13 protein-coding genes are annotated in these 21,861 nt (G+C 42.6%); 4 read left to right on the forward strand and 9 right to left on the reverse strand.

The genetic code is table 11. The annotated features are described in order from the left end of the window. Positions 1 to 12: 12 nt before the first annotated feature. From pfkA to OQ279_RS15995, 8 genes are all read right to left on the reverse strand, one after another. A complete protein-coding gene (gene pfkA / locus OQ279_RS15960; RefSeq protein WP_266071033.1) occupies positions 13 to 999 on the reverse strand; it encodes a 6-phosphofructokinase in 987 nt (328 codons plus the stop codon). A gap of 124 nt (positions 1,000 to 1,123) precedes the next feature. Beyond that, positions 1,124 to 2,560, reverse strand: a complete 1,437-nt coding sequence (locus tag OQ279_RS15965; protein ID WP_266071034.1) for an alpha-amylase family glycosyl hydrolase — start codon at positions 2,558 to 2,560, stop codon at positions 1,124 to 1,126. A gap of 11 nt (positions 2,561 to 2,571) precedes the next feature. Beyond that, positions 2,572 to 4,980 carry a glycoside hydrolase family 31 protein gene (locus tag OQ279_RS15970; protein ID WP_266071035.1) on the reverse strand — a complete coding sequence of 803 codons (2,409 nt, stop codon included), beginning with the start codon at positions 4,978 to 4,980 and terminating at the stop codon, positions 2,572 to 2,574. 2 nt (positions 4,981 to 4,982) lie between these two features. Next, a complete protein-coding gene (locus OQ279_RS15975) occupies positions 4,983 to 6,824 on the reverse strand; it encodes a glycoside hydrolase family 13 protein (RefSeq protein ID WP_266071036.1) in 1,842 nt (613 codons plus the stop codon). 10 nt (positions 6,825 to 6,834) lie between these two features. After that, entirely contained in the window at positions 6,835 to 9,141 is a 2,307-nt protein-coding gene (mdxK, locus tag OQ279_RS15980; protein ID WP_266071037.1) for a maltose phosphorylase MdxK, read from the reverse strand. Between the two features lie 4 nt (positions 9,142 to 9,145). Then, positions 9,146 to 9,805, reverse strand: coding sequence for a beta-phosphoglucomutase (pgmB, locus tag OQ279_RS15985; RefSeq protein ID WP_266071050.1), 660 nt, complete (start codon positions 9,803 to 9,805; stop codon positions 9,146 to 9,148). A gap of 8 nt (positions 9,806 to 9,813) precedes the next feature. Further along, the gene (locus tag OQ279_RS15990; protein ID WP_266071038.1) at positions 9,814 to 11,172 is read right to left on the reverse strand and encodes an MFS transporter; all 1,359 of its coding nucleotides are present in this window, start codon (positions 11,170 to 11,172) and stop codon (positions 9,814 to 9,816) included. Positions 11,173 to 11,279: 107 nt separating this feature from the next. Then, on the reverse strand, positions 11,280 to 12,317 hold the full coding sequence (locus tag OQ279_RS15995) for a LacI family DNA-binding transcriptional regulator (protein ID WP_266071039.1): 1,038 nt from the start codon (positions 12,315 to 12,317) through the stop codon (positions 11,280 to 11,282). A 213-nt stretch (positions 12,318 to 12,530) separates the two neighbouring features. Here OQ279_RS15995 and OQ279_RS16000 point away from each other — a divergent pair, with 213 nt between their 5' ends. Genes OQ279_RS16000 through OQ279_RS16015 form a run of 4 tightly spaced genes read left to right on the forward strand, consistent with a single transcriptional unit; the run spans position 12,531 to position 19,693 of the window. Continuing rightward, positions 12,531 to 15,455: a SusC/RagA family TonB-linked outer membrane protein gene (locus OQ279_RS16000; protein ID WP_266071041.1), complete on the forward strand. Its 2,925-nt coding sequence runs from the start codon at positions 12,531 to 12,533 to the stop codon at positions 15,453 to 15,455. A 19-nt stretch (positions 15,456 to 15,474) separates the two neighbouring features. Further along, on the forward strand, positions 15,475 to 17,067 hold the full coding sequence (locus OQ279_RS16005) for a RagB/SusD family nutrient uptake outer membrane protein (RefSeq protein WP_266071042.1): 1,593 nt from the start codon (positions 15,475 to 15,477) through the stop codon (positions 17,065 to 17,067). 22 nt (positions 17,068 to 17,089) lie between these two features. Continuing rightward, entirely contained in the window at positions 17,090 to 18,208 is a 1,119-nt protein-coding gene (locus OQ279_RS16010) for a SusE domain-containing protein (protein ID WP_266071044.1), read from the forward strand. A 57-nt stretch (positions 18,209 to 18,265) separates the two neighbouring features. Next, positions 18,266 to 19,693: an alpha-amylase gene (locus OQ279_RS16015; RefSeq protein WP_266071046.1), complete on the forward strand. Its 1,428-nt coding sequence runs from the start codon at positions 18,266 to 18,268 to the stop codon at positions 19,691 to 19,693. 1,058 nt (positions 19,694 to 20,751) lie between these two features. On the opposite strand, the gene OQ279_RS16020 is transcribed toward OQ279_RS16015, so the two are convergent. Next, positions 20,752 to 21,861: hypothetical protein (locus OQ279_RS16020; RefSeq protein WP_266071048.1), on the reverse strand; the 1,110-nt coding region annotated here is incomplete at its 5' end.

The following is a 21,861-nucleotide window of genomic DNA, read 5'->3' on the forward strand; positions in this document are numbered from 1 at the left end:
ATTTAATTTAAATTATACGGTGGTGATATTCAACACCCTTCTCAATTCTTTATCTAGTGGCCTTCGGCCTTTAATGGCAACCTCAAAGTCCACCGACGTTACAATTTTATTGGTTATTCCTACCATGACGCCACTTTCTCCCCTAAGGATGGCTTCAACGGCACCTACGCCCAGTTTACTTGCAAGCACCCTGTCATAGCAACTTGGCGCACCACCTCTTTGCATGTGGCCCAACACCGAAACCCGAATATCATAGCCTGTGAGGTTTTCGCCAATAAATTCGGCAAGTTCAAAAATGTTCTTTCCGCTTTTTTCACCTTCGGCTACTACAATAATGCTGGAGGTTTTACCAGATTTCCGGCTTTTCATGAGAGATTCCATCATTCTGTCAATTCCCATGTCTTCTTCGGGAATAAGGATCTCTTCGGCCCCGGCTCCTATCCCACTGTTTAAAGCTATGTCGCCGGCATCGCGGCCCATCACTTCAACAAGGAAAAGGCGGTCATGAGAACTGGCGGTATCGCGTATTTTGTCAATAGCGTCAACCACCGTATTCAAAGCAGTATCGTAACCAATGGTATAATCGGTCCCGTTAATATCGTTATCAATAGTTCCGGGAATTCCTACAATGGGGATATTGTGTTCTTGCTGCAGGTGTATGGCCCCGGTAAAAGTACCGTCCCCGCCAATAACCACAAGCGCATCAATACCGACTTCCTGCAGTTTCTCAAAAGCTTTTGCACGACCTTCTTTGGTCCTGAATTCCTGGGACCGGGCCGATTTGAGAAAGGTTCCGCCTTTATTAATGACATTTCTTACAGAGCGGGCAGTGAGCACCTCAAACTCCCCTTCAATAAGACCTTGAAAGCCTCTGTAAATTCCTATACACTCTATATCGTAGTAAGCACAGCTTCGGGTCACAGCTCTAATTGCTGCATTCATTCCGGGAGCATCGCCTCCCGAAGTTAAAACCCCGATTTTTTTAATATTCTCTAACATCCATGTAAAGCTATTTCAATTATATAAGATAACCTAATGTATTAAACTTCTCAAACGTTTTCGGTTAATAAAAAAGAAAAAAGCCCCATTTTTGAGACTTTTTTCTATTTTTTTGGGGTATTTATTAATTATCTGCTAATATTACATATTCCCAAGGGCCGAAATGATATTGGTCATTTTTCTGCGTTTTAAAATCTTTTTTACCAAGATAAGCTTGCAGTTCACTTTCCATCTCAACGGTAAAATCGACCGGTTTATCTGAAAGGTTTGCTATATAGATAAGCTTCTCTCCATTATTTTCACGTTCAAAAGCCAAAACCTGCTTGTCAGCCGAAGTTTTTAGTCTATTATAACCTGCTGCCTCTTTTGCACCGTGAAGCGCCTCATTTGTAGCTTTAAGCTGTCCCAGCTTTTCAAGTAGTGGCCACATAGTTCCTTTGGTTTTAGGAATGGTGTCTTTTTCAAAGAACCTTAATCTCTTGTCCATATCATATTCCTGCCCGCTGTAGATCAAAGGCATACCAGGAAGTGTGTAAGTGAGGGCAACCATAGCTTCGGAAGCATCTCCCATTCTTTCGCGAACTGTACCGTTCCAAGAATTCTCGTCGTGGTTGGTCACAAAGTTCATGAGGTAATCATCCTGTTGATAAGTTGTATCTATCTTTTTCATATACGCATCCCATGCCTCAACAGTTACTTCTCCCTGGGCCATTTGGTTCATTAAATGATGACCTTCCCAGTTGTACCCCATGTCAAACGCATTGTGGAACAAATCTTTATCTTCAGACTCTGCCAACATGAAAACCGGCTTTGTTTCCTGAAGCCTGGGCACTGCCTGGTCCCAGAATTCGGTTGGTACTTCCCCGGCAACATCGGCCCTAAAACCGTCAATATTGTGCTCATCTACCCAGTACTTCATTTCGGTGGTCATGGCCTCCCAAAGTTCCTTATTGTCATAGTTAAGATCGGCTACGTCTGTCCATCCCCATGATTCTCCCGTTTCAGGGTTTAAAGGGTCTACAGGCTCTCCCTTGTCATTTTGAGTGTAGAAATCCGGATGCTCTTCAAGCCAAGAGTGGTCCCATCCTGTGTGGTTTGCCACCCAGTCAAGAATTACATACATACCGTTCTCATGTGCAGTTTTCACCAGCTCATCAAAGTCTTCTTTAGTTCCAAATTCAGGATTAACTTCGGTATAATCGGCAATAGCGTAGTAGCTTCCGAGGTATTTCTTTCTTTCTTCAGGATCTTCAATATCCTCGATACTCAAATCGCCGGTAGCTTTTCTTCGCACTTCAGAAATTGGGTAAACTGGCATTAACCAAATAACTTTCACTCCTAAATCTTTTAGCTGCGGAATGTCTTGTGTAAAAGCATCAAAAGTACCTTCGGGAGAATATTGCCGTATGTTGGCTTCGTAGATCACTGCCGACTCCAAAGCCTCGTTGTCAACAGGCGCAATGCTCTGCTCCTCCTGAACTTCGGTTACACCCTGCTCCGGCTCATTTTTACAGGAAGCCAGGGTTAATATGCCCAGTAATAAAATTGAAATTTTTTTCATGTGAAAAAGGTTTAATTAATAAATGTAAGGGTTGTATTGTTTTCTTTTAAAGCCACGGGAAATACAGCCCGTTGTTCGGTTGCATGGTATTCGAAAGGAATTTTTTTCCCGCGTACCAGGATTTCTTTTGGCTTGCGCTCCAAATTATGAATAATGAGATCTATTTCTTTGAATTCTGAAAATCTCCCCTCTTTGCCGGCCTTCTTTGAAATGCTAAGCTGTAGTTTATTGTCTTCTTTTCGGCTTTTTAGATAAAGAAGCTCGTAATCCCCGGTCGCAAAAGTTTCGGGAGTTTTACCGTCATCATGATAAAGGATGTCTTCAGTTTCACCGGCTTCCCTGTCATAAAAGTAATGTAGCTCTACATCTTCTGCGGAAAAATTCTGCGTGGTTTGCATAGGTTTTGCCATGGGAACAAAGGCGCCGCCTCTTACAAAAGTTGGTATATATTCTTCTTGCAGCTGAATTGTAGCCGTACTGCCCCCCGAATATTTTTTTCCTGAATAAAAGTCGAACCAGTTAGATCCCTTCGGAAAATACACCTCCTGTTCCTTAATATTCTCCTGAAGTACAGGCGAAATCAAGAAGTTCTTACCCCACAGGTAAGTACCTGCCACCGAGTAAAGCCTGAAGTTATCCGGTTCTTCAAAAAACAGTGGTCGCATAAGCGGCAATCCTTCGGTAGAATTTCTGAAAGCCAGGGTGTAATTATAAGGCAGGAGTTTGTAACGGAGTTCAATCGCTTTTTTAGCCAGTTCTTTGGTACGTTGTTCTCTAAAAACAGGTTCTGAAGGCACTTCTTCCTGGGCATGAGGCCGGTAAACAGGCTGAAATACGCCATACTGCAACCATCTTACATACAATTCGTTATTCAGGTTATCACCTGCAAATCCGCCAAGATCTGAGTGCATATAGGCGAGCCCCTGTAATCCCATTTGTAGTGAAATTTCAGGCTGTGGTTTTAAGCCGCCCCAGCTCCTGTTCACATCGCCAGACCACGGCATTAATCCGAAGCGCTGTGACCCTGCAGCCCCGGCGCGCATTAATATGAACGGCCGCTGGTCTAAAAAGGCATTTTCATAACCTTCATGTATTAATTTGGCCCAGTAATGCCCGTAAATATTGTGCATTTCATTTGCAGTGCCCGTCGCGTGTACAAGATCTTCGGGATGAAGTTCGGGTTCTCCCAGGTCGCCCCACCAGCCGCCAACGCCCATTTGGGTGAGCTCCTTATAAATGTTCCAGAACCACTTTTGTGCCCCGGGCTCAAAAATGTCAATTAAGCCGGTGTTTCCGAAGTAAAAGTCATAGGTAAAAGGCTTTCCGAGGGAATCTTTTGCCAAAACGTCATTTTGCACGGCTTCTTCCCAACGGTTTGAGGTGGTGAGAATGAAAGGTTCGGTTACCAGCACGGTTTTCACCCCGTCTTGTGCCAGGTTGTGCATCATTTCTTCAGGATTGGGAAAAGAATCGGTGGCAAATTCAAGATTTCCCATAGTCCCGGTAATTTCATGCCCAAACCAGAAGAGATCAATGATCACAGCATCTACCGGAATTTCTTCTTCCCTGAATTTCTCAATGGTTTCCTCTACCTCTTTACGAGAATGATAGCCAAAACGGCTTGAAAAGTTGCCCAGGGCCCACCGTGGCGGCAAAGGCTGCCTTCCGGTTAATAAAGTGTAATTACCAACAATATTTTCCCAGGTTTTTCCCACCACCAGCTGGTAAGTCTTTCTCCCGCCAATAGTCTCATAGCTCAAAGTATTGCTAAAACTGCTGTCCAGGTCGAGAAAGCCGATAGGTGCATTATCAAAGTGCAAAAGGTACTTTTCTGAAGACAGCACCACGGGCAATGTAAAGTTGAGCAGCTCACTTTTGGTCTCGTAGCCGTAATGTGCCCTGTTGTACAGTTCCAGCCGGTTGCCGCGCCTGTTCATTCCCAGGGCACGGGCGCCACCGCCCATCAACACTTCGGCTTCAGTAAGGTTGAAATCTATCTTTTCAAGCTCCTCCCCTTTTGAATAACCAGCTTTTTCTGAAATCACCTTTTCCCCTTCAAAAAAATAGGTGACCTGAAATGGCATTTTTGACACCACAATATCAAGACCTTCAGAATCAATAATGACAGATTCCTTTTCTTCGGAAACAGTGAAATTAACCGCCTGTGGCTCAAGCACCACGGCGTGCGATTTCTCCATATATTCTTCTCCTGAAGGAATAAAGGCAGTCTCAACAACCTCGGGCGTGAAATACCTGAAGATGTATTTACCGTCACTTGTTGAAACCTCAACGCCCGATTCGGTTTTCGCTACTTCACGGAAAATTCTTTCCGGGTTTTGAGCGAATAAAGAGAAAGACATCAAAAGAAGGACATTCAAAAATGCCATTTTAGAGAGGTCTTTCAGCAGGAAGTTTATCATGATTATTTTAGTTCAAGTACAAGCGGGGATTTCCCTGAAACTTCAAGATTTTGATCAAGAGAGATCTGCTCTCCCGAAATAATATCTTTTCCTGAAGTTGCGCCAGCCAAACCTTCAGCAAAACGAGTAAGATCAAGGGGTTGAGCTTCAGGATTATTGTTGATCACCACCATCATCCTGTCATTTTCGTTATACCTGAAGTAAACGTAAACATTCTCAAGCGGAGCGTACTGCAACAACTTTCCGGTATGAATTACCTCGTTGTTCTTACGGTAATTCAGCAGTTTTTTGGTGAACGAATGGTATTCATTCTGTTGTTGGGTTCTTCCGGCTTCAGTAAAAGCGTTTTGCTCATCTCCAGCCCAGCCTCCGGGGAAATCCCTGCGAATATCGGCATCTCCTTTTGCAGGTTTGTCGCCGCGCATGCCAATCTCATCTCCATAATATAACTGCGGAATGCCACGAGTGGTTAAAATAAGCGTCATGGCGAGTTTGTATTTATCTACATCGCCATCAAACTCTTCATTAATACGGTTGGTATCGTGGTTGGCCGCAAACACTAAAAGATTGTAAATATCATTGTAGAGAAAATCGTTGGCAAAATTGTCATAAGCCCTTACCATACCATCTGCCCAGCTTTGTTCATCTTCATTGAACATCACCATGATAGCATCGTGAAGCGTGAAGTCCATTACTGATGGCAGGTAGGAATTATAGCTTTGAATAGCTCCAACAGGAGAATCTTTTTGCCAGTAGGAAATTTGCGCCTGATCGTGCATCCAGACCTCTCCTACAATGTTGAAATTTGGATATTCATCCATTACTGCTTTAGTCCATTTAGAAATCCCCTCCTTCTCATTATAAGAATAGGTGTCTACCCTAAAACCATCCAGACCTGAATATTCTATCCACCAAATGGCATTTTGGATAAGGTAATTCAGCACCAATGGGTTGCTCTGGTTAAGATCGGGCATGGTAGATGTAAACCAGCCGTTCTCATTTAATTCTGTATCCACTTTAGAGCTGTGGGTATCGAATTGGGTGGTCATGCGGTAGTTTGAATTCTTATAGCCAGGAAACTGGTGCACCCAGTCATAAGTCGGCAAATCCTTGATCATCCAGTGCTCTGCGCCCCAGTGGTTGGTCACATAATCCATGATCAACTTCATATCGCGCTTTTCCATCTCGGTAGCCAGGCGACGGTAATCTTCATTAGTGCCATAACGCGGATCAATTTTATACACATCACTTTGTGCATAGGTGTGATAAGAGTAAGCAGGATCATCATCTTCAAGCAAAGGCGTACTCCAAAGGGCAGTAACTCCAAGATCTTCTAAATAATCAAGGTTTTGTATGATACCTTCTATATCGCCACCATGCCTGCCCCCGGGATTGCTCCTGTCGGCTTTTTCCTGAAGTTGAGGATGCGAATCATTAGAAGGATTGGCATTGGCAAACCTGTCGGGCATGATAAGGTAAATAGCATCTGACGCATCAAAACCTTCCCTGAGAGCCGATCCCGGTTCGCGCTGCTTCAGCTCGAAGGGATAAGACATGCTTTTTTTGCCCTTTTTGGATAACCTGATGTTGTAAGTAGCAGGCTTAAGACCTTCAGTCTGCACAGTTACAAAAAGGTAATTTGGGTTTTCGGTCTTTCTAATATTACTCACTATCATTTCTGAAGGAGTAGAAACTGAATATTCAGCAATATTATTTCCGTAGAACATTAACTGAATTTCTGATCGGTTCATGCCGCTCCACCAAAAAGGCGGTTCTACCCTCTCTATCTGGGCATTTACAGATACCCCAAACAGGAAGAAGAAGAGGAAAATATAGTTTTTCATAATTGCCATTTTAGACGGTGACGGGCACACTGGGTTCAACTTTGACCGGTTTCCCTTTTACCAGGATCTCCAGAGGTTTATCACCTTCAAGTGAGAAACTTGTTTTACCCGGTGCCACATTAATTTTTAAGATTTGATTTCTGAAGTTGAGCTTGAACGAGAAGCTTTCCCAGCCTTCAGGAATTTGCGGATTAAAAGACAGAGTTCCGTTGAGCACGCGCATTCCGCCGAAACCTTCAACAATACTCATCCAGGTACCAGCCATACTTGTAATATGACAGCCTTCTTTCACCTCGTTGTTATAGTCGTCTAGATCTAGCCTTGAGGTTCTAAGGTAGAATTCGTAAGCCTGCTCCATTCTGCCCAAAGCCGCGGCCTGTATGCTGTGCACGCAGGGCGAAAGGGAAGATTCATGAATAGTAAGGGGCTCATAGAAATCAAAATGCTTTTCAAGCTCTTCTTTTGAAAACTGATCTTCAAAGAAGTAGAATCCCTGCAGCACATCGGCCTGTTTGATATAACAGGAACGCAAAATCCTGTCCCAGCTCCACTTCTGGTTAATAGGCCGCTGAGATTTAGGTAATTCGGATACCGGGATGATCTCCTTATCGAGGAAATTATCCTGTTGCAGGAATAATTTATACTCTTCGGAATAAGGGAAATACATCTTTTCTGAAACTTCTTTCCATTCGGCTAACTCTTCAGCAGAAAGGGCGGTCTTAGCCATTAGCCTTTCATAATCTGAAGCATAGTCAGATTTAACCTTTTCAAGACTTTCCATACAATAATCTATACACCATTTAGCCAGGTAATTGGTATACCAGTTATTGTTTACGTTGTTCTCATATTCATTAGGGCCGGTGACACCAAGTATCACATATTTATCTCTTTTTGTACTGTAGTTTGCGCGCTGTTGCCAGAACCTCGCAATAGCGATCATTACTTCAAGTCCTTTTTCGGGAATATAGCTAAAGTCACCTGTGTAGTCTACATACCTTTTAATGGCCACGACCATAGCACCATTCCTGTGAATTTCTTCAAAAGTGATCTCCCATTCGTTGTGGCTCTCTTCCCCATTCATCGTTACCATTGGGTACAGTGCCGCTCCATTGGAAAAGCCCAGTTTTTCGGCATTTTCAATGGCCTTGTTGAGATGGTTATATCTATAGGTAAGCAGGTTTCTTGCAACCGACTGGTTTTTTGTAGCCATGTAAAAAGGAATACAATAGGCTTCGGTATCCCAATAAGTACTACCGCCGTATTTTTCGCCGGTAAAACCTTTAGGCCCAATATTGAGGCGGGCATCTTCGCCAAGGTAAGTTTGGTTAAGCTGGAAAATATTGAACCTGATGCCCTGCTGTGCTTTCACATCACCCTGAATAGCGATATCGGCAGTTTCCCAGATTGAAGCCCAGGCTTCTTTTTGTTCGTTGAGCAGGTTTTCAAATCCGGCATCAACAGCAGCATCAAGAACTGAAGTAGCAGCCTGTACAAGCTGGTCTCGCTTGTGGTTCATATCGGTCACATACCCAGCGAACTTGTGAAGGGCAATTTTTTCACCCTTTTTGGCTTCGGTGGTGTACCTGAAGATCACCTTTTCATCAAAGCTCACTTCGGAAGCTTCAACATTTTGCTTACTGCCGTTCCTGTATAGCCCGGACTGCATGAAGGCGGTGGCGTGAAATTCGGTTTTTAGCGTCTTGGCAGTGATGAAGCCTTTGTCTTCATTGGTTTTTACCTCGAGGGTTTTCCAGAATTTTTCTTCCCAGTTTGCATCTTCATTGGTGATACCGCTGTCAAGGTAAGGTTCAAAAACTATTGTTGCGTCGCTGTTAATTACCTCGACTTCATAATTTATCACTCCCAGTTCATTCCGTTTTAGGGAAAGGAATCTTATTACCTTAACTGAAACCTCAAGCTCGTTTAGCATTACAGCGGTAAAGCTGCGCTCATACCAGCCTTCTTTCATGTTAAGTTCCCTTCTGAAATTCTTTACTTCCTTACAGGTAGCCAGATCTAAGGCCTCCCCATTGATAAAGACATTGATCCCTATCCAGTTTGGAGCATTTAAAACTTTGGCGAAATATTCGGGGTACCCGTTTTTCCACCAGCCCACTTTGGTTTTATCGGGGTAGTAAACTCCTGCTATGTAGCTTCCCTGAAAAGTGCTCCCAGAGTAATATTCTTCGAAGTTTGCTCTTTGTCCCATAGCACCGTTCCCTATGCTAAAAAGACTTTCTGAAGACTCTACTCTCTCTGCATCAAATCCCTCTTCCAGAATTGACCAGTTATTCGGTTTTATATAATCCTGATTCATTTCTTTACTTTCTAAGTATTTTTTCTATAAAATCAATATCTATTTCGGTAAAATCTGCGAAATTATAATCCGCTTGTTTTAATATTTCACTATCTCCTATTCCTATGCTTATCATTCCGGCCACGTTAGCTGCCTCAACACCTGCAACAGAATCTTCAAAGACAATGCAGTCTTCGGGTGCCATTCCGAGTTTTTCAGCAGCAATTAAAAAGACTTCGGGATTGGGTTTGGCTTTAGTCACATCATTTCCATCTACAATAGCCGTAAACCTTTTTTCAATATCCAACCCTTTTAATATAGGACGGGCATTTTTACTCGCCGAGCCCAGTGCAAACGGAATATTGTTTTCGGTTAAATAATCCAGTACTTTTTTTACTCCCGGTAAGAGATCGGCCTCATCCATGTGGGCGATCCTTGCGAGGTAATCTTCATTTTTGGAGGTCATGAGGCGTTCAAATTCACTCTCGCTTACCGTTTTATTCCCCCAGCCCAATATTTGCTCAAGCGAATGCACTCTACTCACTCCTTTTAACTGTTCATTTTGTTCAAGTGTAATATCAAAACCCAGATCATTGGCCATCTTTCTCCACGCCAGGTAATGAAACTTTGCGGTATCAACTATTACTCCGTCCAGGTCGAATATTATTCCTTTTGAATTCTTCATCATTTCTTTTAAACTTTTTTTACTACTACCGGTTCATCCACATCGTGAATCCTCACACATAATGCGGCGGCTATAAGAAAGGCTACACCACTGGTCACCAGGGCATAAATAGGATCTCCATCATAAAGGTATTTTACCATGGGGCCTCCTATTATGGCATTAATAATTTGGGGAATAACAATAAAGAAGTTAAAGATCCCCATATAAACTCCCATTTTTCTCGGCGGAATTGATCCTGCCAATATTGCGTAAGGCATTGCAAGAATACTTGCCCAGCCAATTCCAACCCCTACCATAGAAAGCAACAACCAATATTCGTTAGGAGCTATATATATAGACAGTAACCCCAGCCCTCCCAGAACAAGAGAGAACATGTGGGTGGTTTTTCTTCCGAGTTTTAGTGCGATCACCGGGAGGAAAAAAGCGAATACTGCCGAGACGGCGTTGTATACACCAAACAGCACTCCCACCCAGTCTCCGGCATCCTGGTAAGTTTCACTACTGTTATCTGAAAGAGGCAAACCATACACGTGATGTGCTATTGCCGGAGTGGAGAATACCCACATTCCAAAAAGGCCAAACCATGAAAAGAACTGTACCCAGGCAAGCTGGCGCATAGTGAATGGCATGTTTTTGAAATCGGTAAAAATATCGAGGAGGCTGGATTTCTTTTCGGTTTCCACTTCATCTTCTGAAACGTGGTCATCCATTTTTTCAAGTTCTTCGGGAGAGTATTCTTTGGTGGTGAAGACTGTAACAAGAATACTTATTACCAGGATCGCAGCACCTATAACAAAGGAGAGTAAAAGGTGCAATGGTACTTCCCCGGCCACAGCACGATTGCTAATGTTAAACCAGTTAGCAAGAACGTAAGGCAACCAGGAACCTACTACAGCTCCTATTCCAATTAAAACTGTTTGTACACTAAAGCCCAGTGTGCGCTGGTCTGATGGAAGATTATCGGCCACTAAAGCCCTAAAGGGTTCCATGGCAATGTTGAAGGATGCATCCATTACAAAGAGCATCCCGGCGCCAATCCAAAGAGATGGAAGAATGGCAATAAAAAGATCGGCATTAGGCATTAAAATCAAACCTGCTGCTGCCATTAAGGCTCCGGTAAGAAAGAAAGGCCGCCTTCGTCCTAATTTTGTCCAGGTTCGGTCACTGTAATACCCAATAATAGGTTGGATTATAAGGCCGGTTATAGGTGCCACAAGCCAGAACCATGACAGTTCATGAACATCGGCTCCAAAAATTTGCAGGATTCTACTTGCATTGGCATTTTGAAGGGCAAAACCAAGCTGGATGCCCAGAAATCCAAAACTCATGTTCCAGATTTCCCAAAAACTCAGGGTGCGTTTTTGCATTATCGTATTGTTTGATTACGATAAGCTGTTTAGACTTATCAAAACTTATTAAAGGAAAGTAGAAATATAAGTTCTGATATAAAATCCCGGCAAAGATAATAAAAATATTAAACCGCCGGCATTTTTCTGTTTTGTGTAGATTCCCGTTCTATAAGACTGGTTTTTACTATAGTGGTTTGGAATTTTTCTTCTGTAGTATCATTTTCGATCCTGTCAAGAAGTAAATCGGCGGCTTTTGCACCCATTTCTGCGCCATGCTGGTTTACGGTACTCAAAGTGGGAATAAACCTGCGCGAGAGTTCTCCGTCAGAAAAGCTGAAGACCAGAACATCATCTGGTACAGACCGTCCCTGACTTATTATTGCTTTTACCGCACTTGTAGCAAATTGTTCATTTACCGCAAAAATTCCGTCTACCTCTCTTTCAGAAAGAAATTGGGCAATTTCTTCATGGCTGTTTTCCACATCTTCAATCTTAAGGATGAGATCTTCTTCAACTTCCAGGTCATTATTCCGAAGTGCCCGTAGATACCCTTCCGTTCTCAGTTTTCCCACACTTATATAATCAACTGTGGTAATAATTGCTATTTTTCGGCACCCGTTATCTATAAGTTGCTGAACGGCATCCCTTGCGCCATCACTGTCGTCTATGATCACCTTATCACATATAATATCATTCACCACCCTGTCTACCATCACCACCGGCATACCCTGGCTTATTACTTCTTCGAGGTGATGATAATCTCCTTTTTGCTGCGTTTCTTTGGCTACAGAAAGTATAAAACCATCTATACTCCCATTGGCCAGCATTTCGAGGTTGATCACCTCCCTGTCAAAGGAATTGTTTGATAAACAGATGAGAACGTTATAACCACGTTTGTTTGCCACTTCCTCCACCCCGCTAATAACGGTAGCAAAAAAATCATGTACTATTTCGGGCAGCACCAAACCAATGGTCTTTGTCCTGCGGTTTTTAAGACTCAGGGCAATATTGTTGGGTTTGTAATTATAGAGCTTGGCAAAAGCCTGTATTTTTTGACGGGTATCGTCACTAATTTCAGGACTGTCGCGTAAGGCTTTTGAAACTGTTGAGACTGAGACATCAAGCTCTCGTGCTATCTGCTTAAGGGTAAGTTTTGGCTTCATTGTAAGGGGATTAAGATGGAGACCGGTTAAAAATGGTAAATCTATAATATTTTACTGTTAAATTAAGATTATGATAAAGTTTTCAACACGAAATCGATTTCGAGGGGTTTAGTGTTTTATTTAATACCTGTAGATCCTTTTAGAATAGCTACTTTTATTCCCGGAAAGTAGAAATATAAGGTTAAAATAAGTAAAACCTAACAAAGCAAATTTATGAGAACATTTATTAAAAGCACATTGCTCATGTTATTGATGCCAATGAGCTTTTTTGCTCAATCCACTGTTAGCGGTATAATTACCGAAAGGGATACCGGGATGCCCATTCCGGGTGCTAACATAGTAATTAGAGGTACCACGACCGGTACCACTACAAATTTTGACGGGGAATACACACTTGACGGGGTGAATCTTGATGACGTGATAGTGATATCATATATTGGATTTACTCCCCAGCAAATTCCTTTTACCGGGCAGGAAACAATAAACGTACAACTTGCCCCCGATACAGCTATACTTGAAGAAGTAGTTCTAATTGGATACGGTTCCACGCGAAGGCAGGATGCTACCGGTGCCGTTCAACAAATTTCCACTGAAGACTTTAACCAGGGAGCCATTGTCTCTCCTGAACAGTTGATTCAGGGTAAATCGGCCGGGGTTCAAATTACCTCTGGTAGTGGTGCGCCCGGTGGGGGCACCGAGATAAGAATTCGTGGTGGTTCATCTTTATCAGCCAACAACTCACCACTTATAGTGGTTGACGGTGTACCTTTAGATCAAAGAGGTGTACAGGGTGTAAGAAACCAGTTGAACGCTATTAACCCTAATGAGATCCAGGATTTCGTAGTACTTAAAGATGCTTCGGCAACTGCCATCTACGGTTCACGGGCCTCTAACGGTGTAATTCTTATCACTACTAAAAAAGGTAAAAAGAACTCAGACCTCAAGTTTGAGTATGACCTTAAAGCTTCTGTTGGAGAGGTAGTAGAAACAGTTGATGTTCTAAACGCTGAGCAGTTTAGAAACCTCATTGAAACTACTCCAGGTACCGATGTTGGTCTTTTAGGTGATGCCAGTACAGATTGGCAGGATGAGATCTACCAGACTTCGGTAGGTGCAATTCACAACCTTACAGTTTCACAGGGTCTTGAGAATTTTTACTACAGAGTGAACTTTAACCACACTTCTCAAACCGGGGTCTTAAGAACAGATGCTTATGAGAGAAATGCGTTGAACACTGCATTCAATTACGATCTTTTAGACAACGATCTTAAACTTACCCTTACTGCCAAGGGAAGTATTGACCGTAACGACTTTGCTGATGAAGGGGCTATTGGTGCTGCAGTAAACTTTGACCCTACCAAGCCTGTTTATGATGAAAACAGCCGTTATGGAGGATTCTATGAGTGGACGAACAACAAAGGAGTTGCTTTACAACAGGCTACCCGAAATCCTGTAGCACTTTTACTGCAACGGGAAGATGAAGGGAAAACCAAACGTTTGATCACAAACTTCAACATAGATTATAGAATCCCATTAATTGACGATCTTAAGTTCAATTTAAATGCAGGAGTTGATTATTCTGAAAATGATGGTTTTAACATACGCCCTACAACTTCTGCAGTTGTACTTCAGGATATCGCCGATGAAGAGATTTACTGGGGAATGAACAGAAACCAGTTACTGGATTTCTATTTCAACTATAAGCCTTATGTTGAATCTTTAAGCACTGCTTTTGATTTTACAGTAGGACATTCTTACCAGGAGTTCTTTATCTCCAGCCAGCAGAGATATACCGATGCTGCCGTAGAAGGAAACTGGGTGCTAAATCCAATCACAATTGACAGGAATGCCCTTGAATCTTACTTTGCAAGAGCAAGTTTTGACATTGACGACAAGTACCTGATTTCTGGTAGTTACCGTATGGATGGCTCTTCAAGGTTTAGTGAAGATAATAGATGGAGCTCCTTCCCTGCTGTCTCTCTAGGTTGGAAAGTTAACAATGAAGATTTCCTTAATGATTCAGGCGTACTTTCAGAATTAAAATTAAGAGCAGGATATGGGGTAACAGGTAACCAGGAGATTGGCCCTAACTATGGCTATATGGGTATCTATACACCGAGTGAAAGAGGTGCCAGCTACCAGTTTGGTGATCGTTTTTATCAAACCCTTAGACCAGAAGAATATGACAAAGATCTTCAATGGGAAGAATTACAAACCTATAACGTAGGTATTGACTTCGGACTTTTTAATGATCGTTTATCAGGTAGTGTAGATGCCTACCACAGAACTACCGAGAACCTGTTGGCAGAAGTACCAGTTCCTGCCGGTGCTAACCTTTCTGACAGATTGATCACTAACGTAGGAGAAACTGTGAGTAAAGGTCTTGAAATTGGTCTGAACGGAGATTTGATAAGGTCAGACAAGATGAACTGGTCTGTTAACTACAACATCACCTTCCAGGATCTTGAAATTACTAAACTATCATTGGGAGAAGATCCAAACTTCTTTATACCACAAGGAGAAATAAGCGGTGGTGTTGGTAACATGATCCAGATCTGGAAAAAAGGCATTGACCCAACTACTTTCTTTGTATACAGACAGGTTTATGATCCAAATGGAGAACCTATTGAAGGAGCTTATGTTGATGTGAACGGAGACAACACCATTACTGAAATTGACCGTCAACCATACAAAAAAGGATCCCCAGACTTCTACATGGGCTTAAGCAGTAACTTCAACTATAAGGATTTCGATTTCAGTTTTACCTGGAGAGGAAGCTTTGGAGGTTACATGTACAACAACATGCAGTCTGCTACCGGATTTAGAGGAGCGGGAACTGTTACTCCACAGCCTTACTATTCAAACTTTAACTCAAACGTTCTGGAGTCAGACTTCAATGAAAGTCAGTTCTTCTCAGATTACTATGTTCAAAGTGCAGATTTTGTGAAGCTTGACAATGTATCTATTGGATACTTAATTGCAGGTGAAAAAGTAGACTTTCGTGCTTCTTTAACCGCAACAAATGTATTGACCATTACAGATTATGACGGTCTAGACCCTGAGATCTCTGGCGGAATAGATAACAACTTCTATCCAAGACCAAGAACATACACTTTAGGGCTTAATCTTACTTTTTAGAGAATTAAAAACTATGAATATGAACAATAAAATAAAATCATTCTTTCTCCTCTTCCTCAGCGTTACTATTCTGGGGTCTTGTGAGAGCGAATTAGATCTTCAGCCTGAAGACAACAGGGAAGTACCGGGTCAATTGCTAAATGATTCGGCTGCTTATAAACAGTTCTTGGCTAAACTTTATGCCGGTCTTGCTGTAAGTGGGCAGGAAGGCCCTGCAGGAAATCCCGACCTTTTAGGGCTAGACGAAGGATTTTCACAATACCTCCGTCTCTACTGGATGCTCCAGGAATTACCTACAGATGAAGCCCTAATAGGCTGGAATGACGGTACTATTGCCGACTTACATGGACAAAACTGGACTTCAGGTAACGAATTTATTCGTACCATGTACTCCAGGATTATGTATCAAATTGCACAGGCTAATGAATACATCCGCCAGTCAAGTGATGCAAATTTAAGCGCCAATGGAATTGATGAATCTCAATTCACCGAAGTTCAACAATTTAGAGCAGAGGCAAGATTCCTTAGAGCTTTGAGTTATTACCATGCCATGGATCTTTATGGAAATCCTCCTTTTATCAATGAAGACAGTCCTGTAGGGGCTTTCCTTCCGGAGCAAATCCAGAGAGCAGATCTTTTCAACTACATTGAGAGTGAACTACTCGACATTGAAGGTAAAGTAGTAGCCGCAGGCCAAAATGAATATGGTCGTGCAGACCAGGCTGCTGTCTGGACCCTTCTTGCCAAACTTTACCTTAATGCAGAAGTTTATACTGGTACCCCAAGATACAGTGAAGTACTCACCTATACCCAAAAAGTTATAGATGCAGGGTACACACTTGTAGACGATTATGAAAAGCTTTTCCTTGCCGATAATGATGTTAACGGTGCGCAAAACGAGATCATCTTCCCTATCAGGTTTGATGGTCTTAACACTAACTCTTACGGCGGACTAACCTTTGTTATCCACGCATCTATTGGTGGTGATATGGATCCTGAAGAATTTGGAGTAAACTCCGGATGGGCAGGTCTAAGAACTACTCCCGAATTTGTGAGCCTGTTTCCTGATGGAGCCGATTCTGCCGATGGAAGAGAAATGTTCTACACCGAAGGTCAAAATCTTGAAGTGAATACCATAAGCAACTTCGCAGATGGTTATGCCGTAGGTAAATTTAAGAACGTAGATGTTAATGGAAATCAGGGTAGCGATGCTACCGGAGAGCATGTAGATACCGATTTCCCTTTGTTTAGACTGGGAGACGTTTACCTCATGTATGCCGAAGCTGCTTTTAGAAGCAACACAAACATGGTCCAGGCGGTAGATTACATCAACGAATTAAGAGAAAGAGCTTATGGAGAAGGTAACGGTCTTATTACTGCAAGTGCAATCAACAACAACTTCCTTATCAACGAACGTGGAAGGGAATTATATTGGGAAGCACATAGAAGAACAGACCTTATCCGTTTCAACCGTTTTACCGAGAATGCAGTTTGGGCATGGAAAGGCGATGTTCCGCAAGGGACAACAACTGCCGCCTACAGGAACCTGTTCCCTATTCCGGCTTCCGATCTGGGAGTAAACACCAACTTAACACAAAATCCAGGATACTAACCTTATTTATAAAATGAGAACAATGAAAAAATTATCAATAGTACTATTAGCTTTTGTCGCTCTTGTAGGATTTAACGCCTGTACGAGTGATGATGATGTGGTATTCATCGCAAATCCCGATGCTGAGGGAATCCACTTTACAAATACTTTTGCTTCCACTTACGATCTTACAGAAATGGAGCCAGGAGATGTTGTAGATAGATTTGTGTGGAATGAAGTAGATTTTGAAGTTTCTACCAATATTAACTATGAGGTACAGGGAGCACTTACCGAAGGTTTTGAAAACCCTGAAACCTTAGGTAGTACTTCTATTAATAATCTGGACATCACAGCACAGCAACTTATTAAACTTGTTGCAGAAACTGAACTGGATGAAAATGATATGACCACAGTCTACGTAAGAGTAGTGGCTTCTCCTGGAACTGCAGGTGAAATGGCTCACATTTCTGAAGTTGAGTCTTTCACTATTGTTGTACCTACAGAACCTGAGTACATTAACCTATATATGGTTGGTGACGCTACTGCTGCAGGATGGAACCCAGACAATAACAATACTCCTCTATTCCGTGATGCAGAGAATGCTAATATTTACTACTACACTGGTAAATTGAAAGCCGGAGGACTAAAATTTGTAGAAACAACGGGGTGGGCACCACAGTATGGCTCATCTGAAGAAGGAGTTTTAACATACCGCGAAACAGAAGCTGATCCAGATCCTGCCGGAATTACAATTCCTGCAGAAGGATATTACACAGTTGTGGTTAATACAAAAGATCTTACTTACACTTTAGAGCCAGCTCCAGATGCTGCCGATAAAAAGACTTATGAAATGATAGGTTTGGTGGGAGCAGGAACTACAGTTGGATGGCCTGGTGATGACAATCCAACTCCAGACATTATGCTTACCAAGTCAGCCTTTAATCCTCACATTTGGTTCACAGAAGATGTGGTACTCTCTGAAGCTGGAATAAAATTCAGAGCTAACCAGGATTGGAGTGTTAGCTGGGGTGGCGGAGTAAACTTCCCAAGTGGTTTGGCTACAGGTGATGATATCATTGTCTCTAAAGCCGGAACCTACAATGTGTGGTTTAATGATGTTACCGGACGCTACATTTTTATTGAGCAGGAAGCAGCCGAATAGGAAATAGAAACCCAAAAAAAGGCTGCCTGGCGCAGCCTTTTTTTTAATTCCACAAATATGAAAAACAAATTTTTGCATCCTTTTCTCTTTTCACTCCTCATGTTGGGCGCATGTTCCTCAGACGATGATTCGGGAGAGCCAGATCCGGGAAAAGAACCGGTAAACCCGCCTCCTGTTGAGGCGCAGCCAATAAACCTGGCAGATTATGACAACGGTACCGGAGTTATGATGCAGGCCTTTTATTGGGATGTAGAGCCAAGACATGAATGGTGGAATCTTTTAACTGAAAAAGTTGACGATTGGGCCAATGCAGGGATAGACCGTATTTGGCTTCCGCCTGCTTCAAAAGGTCAGTCTGGTGGCTATTCTATGGGTTATGACCCTTCAGATTATTATGATCTGGGAGAATACTTTCAGCATGAAACCACAGAAACCCGTTTTGGTTCCAGAGAAGAACTTGACAATCTAATTGCCGCGGCTCACAGCAACGGAATTGAAGTGATTGCCGATATCGTTCTTAACCATAACTCGGGAGGGGGTAAAGAATGGAACCCTTACGTTCAGGATTCTACTTACACGCTTTTTGATGAAGCCCACGGCAATGCCTCAGGTATGTTTAACCGCACCTGGGAAGATTTTCATCCCAACAACACCAGCGAGTATGACAGCGGGTATTTTCTTGGTCAGGATCTTGATCACGATGTACAACATGTACAGGATTGGCTGTGGCTGAATGACAATTCGGTAGCCAAATACTACAAGAACAACGTTGGTTTTGACGGTTGGCGCTTTGATTTTGTCAAAGGCTTTTCCCCATGGGTGGTGAAAGACTGGATGGAATCTGTAGGCGGATTTGGAGTTGCCGAACTGTGGGATGGAAATCCTGCTGTACTTGAAAAATATATTGAAGAAACAGGTATATCGGTCTTCGATTTTTCCACCTTTTACAAACTCGAAGAAGCTCTTGATCGTTATGACGATCTCACTTACCTGACGCGCGATATGGTGTGGCAAAATTATCCCGATAAAGCGGTAACATTTACTGCGAATCACGATACCGAAAAAGATACACATGAAGATAACAGGATTGCGGCTGAAAATAAGATGATGGCCTATGCTTTTATACTTACGCACCCCGGTTATCCTACCATCTTCTACTCAGATTATGAGAATGAACAATTTCAGGAAAAGCTGAACCAGTTGATCCTTATCAACAATACTATTGCAACCGGAGAAGTAGAAGTACTTTTTGCAGATAACGATGAATACATCATGCATCGTAAAGGAACCGATGGCAACCCCGGGCTTCTTCTTTATCTCTCTACGAATGGCCGAAAATCCCACACGGTAGAGACTACCTGGAGTTCTAAAAGAGTAATGGATTATACGGGCAATACCGAATATACCGCACTAACCACCGAAAGTGGCGTTGTAACTATTCAGGCGCCCGAAGAAGGTTACGCAGTTTACTCGATCATGAAATAATTTCTTCGGAAAGAAAATTAGAAAGGCCGGTCAAATTTGACCGGCCTTTTTTATATAAAGTGATTTCTACTTCTGGAGGAGCGACATATAATCCAACTTCCCCACCCCGACCTGCGGCCACCCCTCCGCTGGAGGGGATATATTTCGAGGATGATTTGTGGTAGAGACAATTGATATCTTTCCCTAATTAACGTTCTGGCGAAACTTTATTGGATCCCGATTTTAAAACTTGGTCGCTGGAATCTCCCGCTTCTGTTTCTGGAAATTATATTTTAGCTCCAGGGAATGGTATAGTAATAGCTCTAAACATAATAAAAGAATGAGCTCCGGAGGACCGACATATCTTTAACCCCACCCCGACCTGCGGCCACCCCTCCGCTGGAGGGGATATATTTCGAGGATGATTTGTGGTAGAGACTATTGATATCTTTCCCTAATTAACGTTCTGGCGAAACTTTATTTAGTCCCGATTCTAATACCTGGTCGCTGGAATCTCCCGCTTCTGTTTCTGGAAATTATAGTTTAGCTCCAGGGAACGGTATAGTAATAGCTCTAAACATAATAAAAGAATGAGCTCCGGAGGAGCGGCATATTTATAGGAGAGAAATGTCAAGATGCCTATGAGCTCCAGAGAAGCGGCATATCTTTAACCCCACCCCGACCTGCGGCCACCCCTCCAAAGGAGGGGATATATTTCGAGGATGATTTATGGTAGAAATTATTGATATATTTCCTTAATCAATTTGCTGGCGAAACTTTATTTAGTCCCGATTCTAATGCCTGGTCGCTGGAATCTCCCGCTTCTGTTTCTGGAAATTATAGTTTAGCTCCAGAGGAACGGTATAGTAATAGCTCAAAACGTGATAAAAGAATGAGCTCCGCAGGAGCGGCATATTTATAGGAGAGAAATGTAAAGATGCCTATGAGCTCCAGAGGAGCGACATATCATAAAACCCACCCCGACCTGCGGCCACCCCTCCAAAGGAGGGGATTAAAAATTGGAATTTGATGCTTGTATTTTGGTGCTTCCTTCTGACTACGAACTATTGACTACTAATCTACTCCAGCCTCACCGAAACAATCCCCACGCCATGCTGTTCCTGCTGTTCAGACTCTGAAAGACCGGGACCTATTGAAAACTGCAGACTTTCAGCGTCTTCTAATTTTAACGGTTCCTGGATATCATGTTCAAAATACAATGGTAAAAATGATGGATATGGTCGCGGCAGAGTAACTGTTTTCACCGGCTGCAATTCTGAAAGACCTATTTCATATTCCTCAATTTCAGGCTGAAGTTCTATAACTTTTCCAAAACTTCTTCCATTATCCATCACCAGCGCCACCTGTAGTTTTAATGGCTTATCATTAAGAGAGCGGGCTTTGATCACCAGCTTTACTTTATCCTCCAAAGCCTCTTCCCTACCCGCTACTTTCCTGTTAAAATTGTACCGGAAAGAATAGTCGTACACAGGTTTTGCTTCGGTGTTTTCAGGATCTACTTCAAAAAGCTTTTCAACATTCACCCTAAATTCAGCCTCTCCGGGATGCGCAGCAGGCACGGTGTTGAGCGTTGGCAGCCAGCGCGCCACGATATTCTCACTATCTTCCGAAGCATTAAAAAGGTAAACCGGAAACTTAGTTTCTACCACACGAATTTTGTAAGGCTCATCAGGGTCAAAATCCCATTCCCCCGGATTCCCATTCTGTCCTCCCGGAAAAGTATTGGTTCCTACGGAAGTTGTTACAATGATACGGTACTCTAAAATGCCATTTTTGAGCAACGTTTCTGGAACTGCCGCACCATATTCATATGCCTTTTTATGCTGAAGTTGCACACTTTCATAAGTATTTCCGTTCCTAAACCAGGCTTCAACCTTTTCTACAGGTTTACTTGAAACAATTTCAGCTGAAATTTCATGTTTTTCACCCTCAGTAAGCGTAGGAACAGCCTCGTGGACCAGATAAGTCCTGTCTACCGTGGTTTTAGGTGCTACAAAAGCAGTCAAATCTCTTTCGCTCCAGCCTTTGTAGGAAGACCTGCTTTTTTTGCCATTTTTGACAAGTATGTAAGTACCGGGCTTTACAGAAAATCCGTTTTCAGTAGCATTTTCAGAAACTTCATTTCCGGAATTAAGTCCGGTAATCAAAAAATCAGCTCCAAGGTCGGG

Source organism: Salinimicrobium profundisediminis, from assembly GCF_026241755.1.
In the GTDB taxonomy this organism is placed as follows: domain Bacteria; phylum Bacteroidota; class Bacteroidia; order Flavobacteriales; family Flavobacteriaceae; genus Salinimicrobium; species Salinimicrobium profundisediminis.